We start from the raw sequence: 12,266 nt of genomic DNA, 5'->3' as shown, positions 1-12,266 counted from the left end.
AAACACTTAACGATTGGCATTCGCCAATCGTTTGATTGTATCTAGTCCTATGATTTATAAATTCGCTTTTTAGCATGATTGAAGTAAGGGGAAATAATGCTGAGTCTGTTACTTATTTTACTTTTGATATATGGTTTTTATATTGGCGCTCGCCGTGGACTTGCCATGGAGGCATTTTATGCGGTCGGATATGTACTATTCTTTGCTTTGGCATTGGTGACTTTTAAGGCACTGGGGCCTAAATTTGAAATGTTGGTACCATATCCTTCTGCTAATTTAGGCAGTGAGTTTGCCTTTTTCTCAACAAAAGTTGGTATGGAATTGGATAATGCATTTTACCGCGCTTTTGCTTTTATTTTTGTATGTTTCATTGGTTGGATCATCGTTAGATTCGCTGGACTTTATTTCAAGCGTTTAACATATTTTCCAATGTATAATGACATCAATATCCTAAGTGGAGGTATCATCGCTTTTGTCGTTACTTACGTGGCCATTTTCATGGTCTTGTTAATGATGGCAATGGTGCCTGTGAGCGGTATTCAACATGCTTTGGAACATTCATTTATAGCTTCAGCAATGATTAAAAGCACACCAGTTCTGACTGATTTGCTTAGTCATTTATGGATTGGAGCTATCTAAACTTTAAGACTGAGACGTTTGTTTCAGTCTTATTTTGTAATAGGAGAGAATATGAATAATAAAGCTTTGAAAGTATTGGAATTTGACAAAATCAAAGCTGAGATTGCCAAATATCTAATTACGACACGTGGGAAAACTCTCTTAAAGAAATTAATGCCGATGTCAGTCGAATCCATCGTACAAAGATTGATCGACCAGACTAAAGATGGTGCTGACATTATTCGGATTAAGGGTGAGATTCCAGTTAGAAAACTGGCTGATTTACACGATCAAGCCAATCGTCTAAAAAAAGACGGTAATTTAAATGGAACAGAATTGGCTCAAATTGGCCAAGTTCTACAGAATACTAGTGAATTAAAAGAATTTTTTGAAGATTTAAAAGATGAACAGTTGGATTTGCGTCAGTTGTATGATTTGAATGACAATTTGATCGACAATCCAGAATTAACTAAACGTTTGGCACGTTCACTTGATGATACTGGTCGAGTTTTGGATACTGCCTCAGAAGATTTGAAGTACATCCGTAATCAGATCACTCGTTTGAATGACCAAATTCGTCATACGATGGAACAATATACTCGTGGTAAGAATACTAAGTATTTGACTGAGAATTTAGTGACTTTGCGTGATGACCGTTTTGTTATTCCTGTAAAGACTGAATACAAGACGAAATTCGGGGGTGTTGTTCACGACCAAAGTGCTAGTGGACAAACACTTTATATCGAACCACAAGCTGTTGTGGGAATGAATAATCAATTACATGAAGCGCAAGTTTCTGAAAAGGCCGAAGAGATCAGAATTTTGAATAAACTATCTGATTTAGTGCGTCCACAAATTGATGAAATTTTGGAAAATAATGAAGTTTTGGCTCAATTTGATTTGATCAATGCTAAAGCTAAGTACGCTAAAGAAATTAAGGCGACTGAGCCAATTATTTCCAAAGACCATATAGTTGACCTACGTGATGCAAAACACCCTCTAATCGACCCAGATAAGGTCGTAGCTAATGATATTAAGATGGGTGAAGGTTATAAGACAATGTTGATCACTGGTCCTAATACTGGTGGTAAAACTATTACGATGAAAACTTTAGGTCTGATTCAATTGATGGCTCAAGCTGGATTATTTATTCCTGCTCATGAAGAAAGTGAAATTGCTGTTTTTGACGAAGTTTTCGTTGATATCGGTGATGAACAATCAATTGAACAAAACTTGAGTACTTTCTCATCACATATGGATAACATCATCAATATTATTCGTAAAGTGTCAGAACATAGTTTAGTTTTGATTGATGAATTGGGTGCCGGAACTGACCCTCAAGAAGGGGCTGCAATTGCGATTGCTATTCTTGAGAAATTAGCTCAGTCACGCTGTTTCATCATGGCAACGACTCACTATCCAGAATTGAAGATTTTTGCTTACAATACACCAGAAACAATCAATGCCAGTATGGAATTTGATGAGAAATCATTGAAACCAACTTATCGTCTGTTGATTGGAATCCCTGGTGCAAGTAATGCCTTTAATATTGCTGCTCGTTTAGGGATGGACAAGAGTGTCGTTGACCGTGGACAAGCTTTGATGGACGGTGAAAGTCAAGACCTTAATAATATGATTGCTGATTTGGAAAATCGTCGTAAGGAATTCGAGCAAAAGAATGATCAATTAAAGATTCAATTAGCTAAGAACAAAGACGTTCAAAAGGATTACGAAAAGAAGAGCGATGCCTTAGACAAGTCGAAGAATTCCGAAATTCAAGCGGCTAAGGTTCGAGCAAATCAAATTGTTTCCAAGGCTCGTAAAGAATCAGACAAAATCATTGCTAAATTGCACAAACTAGAGCAAGATGGTGTGGCTGTTAAAGAAGACCAAATTATTGCCGCTAAAACTGGTTTGAAAAACTTGCATCAAGATGAAGCTGTTAAGAAGAACCGAGTATTGCGTCGTAACAAGCGTCGTCAACAATTAAAAGTCGGCGATACCGTCAAATCATTGCAATATGACCAAATTGGTACAATTGTTCGTAAGAATAAAGACAATGAATTTGAAGTTCAACTCGGTATTTTGAAGATGAAATTTGGTGCCGATGAACTTGAAAAAGTTCAAAATCAAGAACCAGAACCAGAGAAAAAACCAACGATGGTCAAGAGAACTAAGAGTACTGGTCTTTCTAGTAAGTTGGATCTTCGTGGTAAACGTTACGAAGAGGCAATGTCTGAGCTTGATCAATACATTGATTCAGCGTTGTTGGCTGGTTATAACCAAGTTACCATCGTCCACGGTTTTGGAACTGGTGTTATTAGAAAGGGAGTTACTAAGTACTTGCAACGTAATCCACGTGTGAAGTCATTTGGATATGCTCCAGCAAGTTCTGGTGGCTCCGGGGCAACAATTGTTGACCTTTAAGCAAATCTTTTTTTAAAATAAATTAGTAATGATAGTATTTAACTTATTGAAGGAGTGAATAAAATGGTTGATGAAGTAACTGATAAGGATTTTGAAGAAGAAACAAAAGATGGTGTCGTCTTAGTAGATTTTTGGGCAACATGGTGTGGTCCATGTCGTATGCAATCACCTGTTGTTGAACAATTGTCAGAAGAAGATGATTCAGTTAAGTTTTTGAAGATGGATGTTGATGCTAACCCTGATACACCTAAGAAATTTGGAATCATGGCTATTCCAACATTGTTAGTTAAGAAGGATGGCAAGGTTGTAGAAAGTCTAACTGGTTTCCACAACAAAGCTCAACTTGCAAAGATTTTGGATGGATATTCAGATTAATAACTAAAAAAACTCCACGATTACGAATAAATAATCGTGGAGTTTTTTTGCATAAATTAGCATTTAAATAGCTTAGTGACTGTCATTTTGATCATTTTTTGGTGTATACTTTAGTTTCGATCAATTTGTATCTTAATTGAAACGCTTTTGGCTTTACTGTTTACAGTATATGTTCCCAAACAATAAGCTGCGATTGTTTTTTCAACAGTTTCAGCAATTATCCCTGTTTCCAGTGAAAATTCTGGATCATCATTATTAGTATCAAAACGTTGAACGACTTCTGGCCCAGTTAAATTGTAAGTATAGCTTTTTGGAGTTTGCTTAGAAATTTCTAACTTGCCAAAGCCAGCTTTTTGGAATAGTTCTGGTAAACTATCCATATCGAGAATTAATTGTCGACTGAGATTTTTACCTGCCCAGTATAGTAGTTCAACAGTATCTTTATCAAGAAGGTCGGGAAGAATAAAATCACGAAGGACTGAAACAGCAAAATAATTTTCTGTTAAAGTATCTTCATTTTTTTGTGGAGCTTCTGATGGTGTTGATTCGTTAATATCTTTAGATTTTGCAGACATTGCTTATAACTCCTTTTTCTGACAATTCATTATATCATTAGAATAATTGCTTTTTAAGTTATTGTAAAAGATAGCACATAATTATTTTTATAGGTACAAATAATTCTTAAGTGAGGTAAATATTATGAGTGATCAAAGACCAATTGGAGTATTAGATTCCGGCTTGGGTGGTTTAACTGTCGTCCAAGAGGTAATTCGCCAGTTACCAAATGAAAGTATCATTTTTATCGGTGATGAGGCTAGAATGCCTTATGGGGTGAAGACTCATGAACAAATCATATCTTATACTCGAGAAATGGTACAGTATTTAATTGATCAAAATGTCAAAATAATCATTTATGGTTGTAATACTGCCACAGCCCAAGCTTTGGATGCTATGGAAAAAGAATTTACGATTCCAATGATTGGTGTAATCAAACCAGGCGCTAAAGCCGCTACTAATGTTACTAAAACTAATCATATTGGAATTATTGGTACGCAATCAACTATTAATTCAAAGAGTTACAATGAAACTATCAAGAATCTTGATCCAAGTGCCGACGTTTTAGGCATTGCTGCTCAAAAATTTGTCAGTATCGTTGAGTCAGATTCAGCTAATACTAAACAGGCTAAAGAAAATATCGAATCGACTCTGAAACCTTTTAAAAATAGCGACTATGACACTTTGGTCTTGGGATGCACACATTTTCCAATGTTGAAAAAACAAATCAATGACTATTTGCCTGATATCAAATTAGTTGATCCCGCATTGAAGACAGTTGAAGTAGCTAAGAAATATTTATCAGATAATAATCTTTTGACTGACAGTAAGACACGAGTTTTGCAATTGCACGCGACAGCTAACATCGACGACTTTTCAAAACTTGCTAAACGTTGGTTAGACGTGAAAATCGATGAAATCAATTTGGTCGATTTAGAAGATGCAGTCGCAATGGGAGGAAAAAATGAAAGAAATAATCATCGCCACTAAAAATCCTGGTAAGGCTCGGGAATTTAAACGAGTTTTTGATGAACAAGAATTTACCTTGAAAACTTTGTTAGACTTTCCCGATTTTCCAGAAATTAGAGAGACGGGAACTACTTTTAAAGAAAATGCTACGATTAAAGCTCATGCCGTCATGGAACGCTTTAATTTACCCGTGATTGCTGATGACTCTGGATTAGAAGTTAGAGCTCTCTATGGTCAACCAGGCATATATTCAGCTCGTTATGCTGGAGATCACAATGATGCAGCTAATAATGCCAAGTTGTTAAGTGAATTAGGTGGAGTTCCTAAAGAAAAAAGAGATGCTCGCTTTGTTTCTACTTTAGTTTTTGCTAATCCCAAAAACGAAGAAGATTTAGTCGTTGAAGGCGAGGTCAAAGGAATCATTGCTCAATTCCCACAAGGAGACGATGGCTTTGGTTACGATCCTTTGTTTTACTTGCCAGAATTAAAAAAGACGATGGCCGAATTAACTGTCGATGAGAAGAATCAGATCAGTCATCGTGGCAATGCAATTAAAAAACTCGAAAAACAGTGGCAAGATTGGATCAATTGGTAATTAATTGCCCATAAATTGTTATAATGCTAATATGAAAGTGCTATTAAAACATAGGAGGGTAATATTATGACTGGTGGACAAATTGCAGGATTAATTGCAGCCGTTGCTTTTGTAGTATTGGTTGTATACTTAGCCAGAACTTTAGTTCAAACAGCTAAATTGCTTCAAGAATTACAAGAAACAATGAAGGAAACAACGAAAATGGTTGAGGTTCTTTCGAAGAATACTGAACAAATCATGGATCAAAGTACGAAATTAGTTGATAAAACTAATACTTTGTTGGAAGACGTTAACCACAAATCAGATAAGTTGAATCCTTTGTTTGATACAGTTGAGAATATCGGTAAGAAAACCGCTAAGGCTACTGAAGAAAAGTCAAACAGTGGTTTCAATTTCCAAAATCTAATGACAATCGGTAATTTAGCAACCGTTGCAAAAACAGCTGCCAAGATTTGGCCAAGAAAGAAGAATAAATAATTATGAAGAATAATCACTTTTTACTAGGCCTAGCCTTGGGTTGTGCATCAGGATATGCCGCTTCTAAATACTTAACTAGCGAGTCAGGCCAAAAGTTACTAGAAAATATCAATACCATTCGTAGCGACTTCAATAATGGAGGCGTTGGTCTTAACAATAATGATTTAGTTGATCATTTCAATGAGAAAACCGATGCTTTGAAAGATCACATGGCTTCTACCGTTGATAAGATCAAAGAGGATGAAGATACTTCTGATATTGTTTTTGATGAAGATGATTTGAATAACGAAAAGTAATTTCGAGTATTGATTAAAAATTCCGTCCTCCATAGCAAAGCAAATTTGACTGGAACAATGTGGGCACGACTTGGAGCCTTTGCTATTCCGGACTGGATAGTGGTTCTAATTTTAGTATAAAAAATAAATGGCATCTATTCGGAAATTTTGGATAGATGCCATTTTTTATATACTGGAAGAAATTCTAGCAAGACTATTTTTTTATCAAAAAAGACATTATTAGAATCTAGTAATACGATTCCCATAATGTCTTATATATTTACGAATTATTTGATATATTTCAATTCCTTACTTGTATGTGTGAATGGTTCGCAACCATCTTCAGTGATGTAAACACAGTCTTCGATTCTAACACCGGCAACGTTTGGAATGTAGATTCCGGGTTCGATTGAGAAGCACATACCTGGTTTTAGAACCATGTCGTTTCCTTCCATGATTGAAGGGAATTCGTGTTCTGAAGTTCCCATACCGTGGCCTAGTCTGTGAATGAAGTATTCACCGTAACCAGCTTTAGTAATGATGTCACGAGCAACTTTATCTAATTCAGCGGCTGTAATACCGGGCTTAGCAGCGTCCATGGCAGCGTATTGAGCTTCTAGGTCTACTTTATAGATGTCGAGTGATTTCGCGTCAGGTTGGCCAAAAGCAACGGTTCTAGAAGCATCACTGATATAACCGTTGTGAACTGTACCAAGATCAAACAAGATCAATTCATCCTTTTTAACAGGGTTCTTTTCAGGACCACCGTGTGGATTAGCGGCATTGGCTCCAGCTTGAACGATTGTATCAAAGCTCATGTGCATAACGCCTTTTTTCATCATTGCATATTCGATTTCAGCAACGATTTCTTGTTCAGTACGTCCTTCTTTGATAGCATTGAAAGCTACTGAGAAGGCATAGTCAGCTTCAGCACCGGCAGCTTTTAATTCTTCAATTTCTTCAGGGGTTTTGATCAACTTAGCATTTTCCATGTAACGAGAAAGGTTAACAGGGAAGGTTGCATCTGGGAATTGGTTAGTCAAAGCTTCAAGTTTTTGAACGGACATATCATCTTTTTCGATAGCCCATTTAACTGGATTACCAGCAACATCTTTAATGTGGCCAGCCATCAAGGCAAATGGATCTTCGTGGTCGAGATATCCGAAAACATCTTTATCCCAACCAACTTCTTTAACAGCTTCAACTTCAAGTTGAGGGGCAAATACAAAGGGGTCTTTGTCAGGGAAAACTAATAGTGCAAGAATTCGCTCTACCGGATCACTGTAAAAACCGGTAAAATAGTGAATGTCGTTTGGATTTGAGACATAGGCTGCATCAAGTCCGTTTTGTGCTAGATATTCTTGTAGTGCTAATAATTGTTTCTTCATGAAAATGCTCCTTTACAGATAATATTTATATGTAGTATATCATTCAAAAGCAAATAAATTAAAAAATGCTTGTTTCTTCGTAAATAGAGCGGTAGGATTGCATGTTGGCTTTTATTGAAAATGATTTTCTTTTTGAAAAAATATGAAAACTTGCAACAATAATGTAGAAACCGCTTGCAAAATGTAAACTTTTTTGATAAATTAGAGATAATTAATGAAAATATTGTTTGAGAGAGTGAATATTAATGGAGAAAAAAGTAGTAACAATCTATGACGTGGCCGAGGCTGCCAACGTTTCAATGGCAACAATTTCACGTGTAGTGAACGGAAATGCCAATGTAAAGGAAGAAACAAGAAAACGTGTTTTGGAAGTAATCGATCGTTTGAATTATCGTCCAAATGCGGTAGCCCGTGGTTTAGCAAGTAAGAAGAGTACAACAATCGGAGTAATTTTGCCAGATATTACTAACTTGTACTTTGCATCTCTAGCCAAAGGTATCGATGACGTTGCTTCAATGTACAAATACAACATCATTTTGACTAGTTTACAAGAATCTGTTGGTGATGAAGAACAAATCTTGAATAATTTGTTATCAAAGCAAGTTGATGGACTTATTTACATGGGCAAACAATTGTCTAAGAAACTAAAACGTATCCTTGCAAACTCAAAGACACCAATCGTTTTGGCTGGTTCAGTTGACAAGAATAATGAAAGTGCCAGTGTAAATATTGATTTCACTGATGCTGTAGCTAGTGTTGTTGGTCAATTAACACAAAATGGTCACAAGAAGATTGCCTTTGTGGGTGGCAGTCTTGAGAACCCTATTGATGGTAAATACAGACTAGACGGTTATAAGAAGGCTTTGAAGAAAGCACATCTTAATTTCTCATCTAACCTAGTTTTCGAAGCAGAGTATTCAGTAAGAGCTGGAGAAGCAATCTGGGATGCTGTTCACAGCAGTGGTGCCACAGCAGCATACGTAACAGATGACTTGTTAGCTTCAGGTATTTTGAACTCAGCCGTTAAAGCTGGTGTTAAGGTTCCCGATGATTTTGAATTAATCACAAGTAATGACACGATTCTTTGTGAAGTTACACGTCCAAAGATGAGTTCAATTGAAGAACCATTGTACGATATCGGTGCGGTTGCTATGCGTTTATTAACTAAGATGATGAACCAAGAACAAATTGATGACAACACAATTAAGTTGCCATACAGCATTGTAAAACGTGGTTCAACAAAATAAATTGTAATTAAAAATAAAAACTTGTATTGCCTAATTTAGACAATGCAAGTTTTTTTATTTTTCATTAGTTTTTCGTTGTTTGTGTAAATCCCAAATGATAACGACGATGTAGCCAAGAGCCACCAAGGATAAACCATTAGTGACTACAGAACTCAACGTAAAAGGTAAGTTGACAAAGCCACCCAAAATTGAATAGAGGGTATTTAATAAGACGATGGAAGCTAGAGTCATCGTCTTATCCCAAATTTTAATATTATGTTTAATTTTATAAATAACCACTGCCAAGATGAAAATAATCAAAACTGCAGCGACGACGTACAAAGTATTTTGTAAAAAGCTTGGACTAAAATACATAATTTTCTCCTTAAATCAAAGTAACGCTCTAATTCTATCACAATTTATCAAATGTAAAAAAATAACTCCAATGACCAAGTGATCATTAGAGTTATTGAAATTAATCTTCAGTAGAACCAGTACCAGTTTCGACATTGCCGGTAACAGCATTACCAGTTGAACCAGCAGATTCTTGATTGGAACTAGTGCCAGTTTCTAATCCCGTAGTTGAATTTGAAGAAGAACTTGAATCAGATCCGGAACTAGAACCTGAACCTGATCCGGATGATGATCCAGTACCAGTTTCAGTTGTACCGTTTGAAGTAGTTGAATTAGTAGTACTTGAAGATCTGGTTGTAGAAGAACTAGTTGTGACTTCAGAAGAACCACTGCTATTAGTGCTATTGCTAAAGCCGGAAGTTCTACCACTACCATTTTCATTGGCTAATTCATTAGCTGATTTAGAACTTTCACCTAATCGTTTTACTACTGAGTAACTGTTGCTACGACCAAAGTAATTATCCCAGAATAGTTTATAATTCTTAGATTTACCGCCAATAGCGAAGTTATTGTAAGACATCGCTTCAGGGCGACCTTTGTAATAAAGCGAGTTAGTAGTGTGTTGATTTACCTTAGTTGTTATGCCGTTGTACTCGATCGAACCGGTATAAGTACCAGTCTCTTTATCAACTTTATAAGATTCAACGCCACTAGGTTTCTTGAATGACTTATTGACATTGAAGACAGACTCATCTTCATCGTACAAAGCGTTAGCCATTTTTGCCCAGAGTTCTTGGTTGATATCAGTTGAGTTACTTGCAAGGTTGTAATTGTCATGATAGAAGTTATCATATCCAATCCACGATGCTAAGGTCATACCATCAGTACTTCCAATAAACCAGTTATCACGATAATCATTTGATGTACCAGTTTTACCAAAGAGGTTCTTAGTATTGAAGTTAGCTTCATAAGAAAGAGCAGAAGCAGTACCTTTAGTAACAACGCCATGAAGCATGTTTTTAATGATGTAAGAAGTTTGTTTAGAGAAGACACGGGTCTTTGAACCTTTGTGCTTGTAAACTGTCTTACCAGTTGGATCAGAGACGCTTTTGACAACATAAGGATCAACGTGGACACCTTTGTTAGCAAAAGTAGAAAAGGCGCTGGCTTGTTGAAGAACAGTGACACCATTTTCAGTACCACCCAAGGTAATACCTAATTGGTTGTATTCTTTGTTGCTCAAATTAATACCCATCTTCGACATGTATTTCTTAGAACTGACACCTTGTTGTTTCAAATAATTATACAAATTAACAGAAGGTATATTATATGATTCTTCCAAAGTTTCTCTAGCTGATACGAAACGGTTTTGAATCGTTTGACCGTAATCAGTTGGAGCATACTTGCCGAAACTAGTCTTAAAATCGGCTAGCATAGTTTGTGAACCAATCAAGCCATTTTCAATTGCAGGCCCAAAAGTAATCAAAGGTTTGATTGATGAACCAGGTGATCTTTGAGTGTTGAAGGCGTGATTCAATTGTGACTTCTTGAAATTGACCCCACCGACAAAGGAAAGTACTTGACCAGTCTTATTATCTAATAGAACGGAACCGTTTTGAACGGGCTCTGAGACTTTGACAGTCTTGCCAGTATTAGCATCAGTTCCTGAACCAGTATGAGTAGTTCCTAGATTGCCTTTAAATTGCTGAGCTTGTTCGTTCATAGCATCATAAAGTTTCTTGTTGATCGTACTGTGGATCTTGTAATTCTTGTTGTGCAATTCAGTATTGGCTTGTGTGTAATATCTTTCGTAAAGGTTTTTATCCTTTTTGACAGCACTATATTTAAGACCATCATTTTTGGCTAAACGTTTCATCAAAATAGTTCTAGCTTGTTCAGTCAAAAGATTGTAAATATAACCATATTTGATATCTTTAGAACTAGCTTTAGCTGGTTTTAAGAAATCTTTTTTCAAGTCAAATTTTTTGGCACGATTGTATTGAGCTTCAGTAATTTGCTTGTCACGATACATTCGATAAAGAACGATATCCTTACGTTTCATACCAAGGCTCATGTCATCTTTGAACTGACCACGTTGTTTATTACCGTTTGTTCCTGAGACGACACGATTATAAGGTGTATAGACGGAAGGACTTTGAGGCAAACCAGCAATAAAAGCTGATTCAGCAATATTTAGGTCGCTAGCATTTTTACCAAAGAGACCTTTAGCAGCAGCTTGAACACCTTGAATATTTTGTCCTTTGTTATTAGCACCAAAAGTTGCGGCATTTAAATAATCTTCAAGAATTTCATCTTTGGAGAAATATTTATCAACACGCATGGCTAAGAAAATTTCGACTGCTTTACGTTTCCAAGTAGTTTCAGATGATAACATCTGCATCTTAACTGTTTGTTGCGTCAAAGTGGAACCACCAGTTTGAGCACCGATTCCAGTAACGTCAGAAATAATAGCTCTAAAAATTGACTTAGGAACGACACCCTTGTGACGATAAAAGTCACTATCTTCGGTAGCCACAATGGCTTTTTTCAAATAAGGCGACATTTCAGATAATGAAATTTTCTTACCTTGAAGGTCTTTTTGTAAATTATCGACCTTTGAACCGTCACTAAAGTATAGTGTGGCAGAATTATTCACATCTTGAAGTTCGGACTTCATTTCTTGCTTAGTAGGTACTTCGACTTGACTCGTCAAAGCAGATACGTAACCTGTACCAAGACCGATAGCTAAACTCAAAAGAATCAAAATTCCAGCGATGGAATAGAGAATAATTCGGCGAATAACTTCAATCGTTAGATTAGCTTTCTTAGCAAAGTCAGACCAGCTTTTAATACTTTTGAAGCTGTTGACGATGCTATTCCATAAATTTTTCACTTTAAAATAAGCTCCCTTAAAAAGTTACATACCGTAATTATATAATAAAATTGATTTAGAAGTGTAAAAACAAAAAAAGTTCTGTCGAAATTATGTTCAACAGAACTTCTTTTA

Annotated in this window: 11 protein-coding genes and 1 pseudogene; 8 read left to right on the top strand and 4 right to left on the bottom strand. The window is 36.2% G+C overall.

The genetic code is table 11. The features are described from left to right. The first annotated feature begins 96 nt into the window (after positions 1-96). The 3 genes from G6534_RS07515 (at position 97) to trxA (ending at position 3,420) form a co-directional block, all read left to right on the top strand. Positions 97-639, top strand: a complete 543-nt coding sequence (locus G6534_RS07515) for a CvpA family protein (protein WP_082666932.1) — start codon at positions 97-99, stop codon at positions 637-639. Positions 640-690: 51 nt separating this feature from the next. Next, positions 691-3,045 (top strand): endonuclease MutS2, encoded by a 2,355-nt coding sequence (locus G6534_RS07510; protein ID WP_059074216.1) that lies wholly within the window; start codon positions 691-693, stop codon positions 3,043-3,045. A gap of 63 nt (positions 3,046-3,108) precedes the next feature. Beyond that, a complete protein-coding gene (trxA, locus tag G6534_RS07505) occupies positions 3,109-3,420 on the top strand; it encodes a thioredoxin (RefSeq protein ID WP_059074215.1) in 312 nt (103 codons plus the stop codon). Between the two features lie 110 nt (positions 3,421-3,530). Here the strand turns inward: trxA and G6534_RS07500 are convergent, their stop codons facing one another. Continuing rightward, positions 3,531-3,995, bottom strand: coding sequence for a DUF2507 domain-containing protein (locus tag G6534_RS07500; protein WP_059074214.1), 465 nt, complete (start codon positions 3,993-3,995; stop codon positions 3,531-3,533). A 124-nt stretch (positions 3,996-4,119) separates the two neighbouring features. On the opposite strand from G6534_RS07500, the gene murI reads away from it, so the two are divergent. The 4 genes and pseudogenes from murI (at position 4,120) to G6534_RS07480 (ending at position 6,312) form a co-directional block, all read left to right on the top strand. Further along, positions 4,120-4,965, top strand: a complete 846-nt coding sequence (murI, locus tag G6534_RS07495; protein ID WP_059074213.1) for a glutamate racemase — start codon at positions 4,120-4,122, stop codon at positions 4,963-4,965. Then, a pseudogene (locus tag G6534_RS07490) lies at positions 4,931-5,539 on the top strand (XTP/dITP diphosphatase); the annotation flags it as partial. The gene murI and the pseudogene G6534_RS07490, both read left to right, overlap by 35 nt. Positions 5,540-5,605: 66 nt before the next feature. Then, positions 5,606-6,016 carry a DUF948 domain-containing protein gene (locus G6534_RS07485; protein WP_059074211.1) on the top strand — a complete coding sequence of 137 codons (411 nt, stop codon included), beginning with the start codon at positions 5,606-5,608 and terminating at the stop codon, positions 6,014-6,016. Positions 6,017-6,018: 2 nt separating this feature from the next. After that, positions 6,019-6,312 (top strand): hypothetical protein, encoded by a 294-nt coding sequence (locus G6534_RS07480; protein WP_057812412.1) that lies wholly within the window; start codon positions 6,019-6,021, stop codon positions 6,310-6,312. Positions 6,313-6,578: 266 nt separating this feature from the next. On the opposite strand, the gene G6534_RS07475 is transcribed toward G6534_RS07480, so the two are convergent. After that, positions 6,579-7,679, bottom strand: coding sequence for a M24 family metallopeptidase (locus G6534_RS07475; RefSeq protein ID WP_059074210.1), 1,101 nt, complete (start codon positions 7,677-7,679; stop codon positions 6,579-6,581). 245 nt (positions 7,680-7,924) lie between these two features. Between G6534_RS07475 and ccpA the strand changes: the two genes are divergently transcribed. Further along, positions 7,925-8,926: a catabolite control protein A gene (ccpA, locus tag G6534_RS07470; protein WP_059074209.1), complete on the top strand. Its 1,002-nt coding sequence runs from the start codon at positions 7,925-7,927 to the stop codon at positions 8,924-8,926. A 54-nt stretch (positions 8,927-8,980) separates the two neighbouring features. Here ccpA and G6534_RS07465 read toward each other — a convergent pair whose 3' ends face one another. After that, positions 8,981-9,280, bottom strand: a complete 300-nt coding sequence (locus G6534_RS07465) for a hypothetical protein (RefSeq protein WP_059074208.1) — start codon at positions 9,278-9,280, stop codon at positions 8,981-8,983. Positions 9,281-9,380: 100 nt separating this feature from the next. After that, complete coding sequence (locus G6534_RS07460) at positions 9,381-12,152, bottom strand: transglycosylase domain-containing protein (RefSeq protein WP_182082557.1); 2,772 nt, start codon at positions 12,150-12,152, stop codon at positions 9,381-9,383. Between the last annotated feature and the right edge of the window lie 114 nt (positions 12,153-12,266).

Origin of the sequence: Companilactobacillus pabuli (assembly GCF_014058425.1) — a bacterium.
Classification (GTDB): domain Bacteria; phylum Bacillota; class Bacilli; order Lactobacillales; family Lactobacillaceae; genus Companilactobacillus; species Companilactobacillus pabuli.
This window is presented reverse-complemented; position numbering and strand designations above follow the sequence as displayed.

What these genes read in the sequence shown, in the direction of transcription:
- G6534_RS07515 (WP_082666932.1), top strand. Translation starts at nt 97, where the DNA reads ATGCTGAGTCTGTTACTTATTTTACTTTTGATATATGGTTTTTATATT.
- G6534_RS07510 (WP_059074216.1), top strand. Translation starts at nt 691, where the DNA reads ATGAATAATAAAGCTTTGAAAGTATTGGAATTTGACAAAATCAAAGCT.
- trxA (WP_059074215.1), top strand. Translation starts at nt 3,109, where the DNA reads ATGGTTGATGAAGTAACTGATAAGGATTTTGAAGAAGAAACAAAAGAT.
- G6534_RS07500 (WP_059074214.1), bottom strand. Translation starts at nt 3,995, where the DNA reads ATGTCTGCAAAATCTAAAGATATTAACGAATCAACACCATCAGAAGCT.
- murI (WP_059074213.1), top strand. Translation starts at nt 4,120, where the DNA reads ATGAGTGATCAAAGACCAATTGGAGTATTAGATTCCGGCTTGGGTGGT.
- G6534_RS07485 (WP_059074211.1), top strand. Translation starts at nt 5,606, where the DNA reads ATGACTGGTGGACAAATTGCAGGATTAATTGCAGCCGTTGCTTTTGTA.
- G6534_RS07480 (WP_057812412.1), top strand. Translation starts at nt 6,019, where the DNA reads ATGAAGAATAATCACTTTTTACTAGGCCTAGCCTTGGGTTGTGCATCA.
- G6534_RS07475 (WP_059074210.1), bottom strand. Translation starts at nt 7,679, where the DNA reads ATGAAGAAACAATTATTAGCACTACAAGAATATCTAGCACAAAACGGA.
- ccpA (WP_059074209.1), top strand. Translation starts at nt 7,925, where the DNA reads ATGGAGAAAAAAGTAGTAACAATCTATGACGTGGCCGAGGCTGCCAAC.
- G6534_RS07465 (WP_059074208.1), bottom strand. Translation starts at nt 9,280, where the DNA reads ATGTATTTTAGTCCAAGCTTTTTACAAAATACTTTGTACGTCGTCGCT.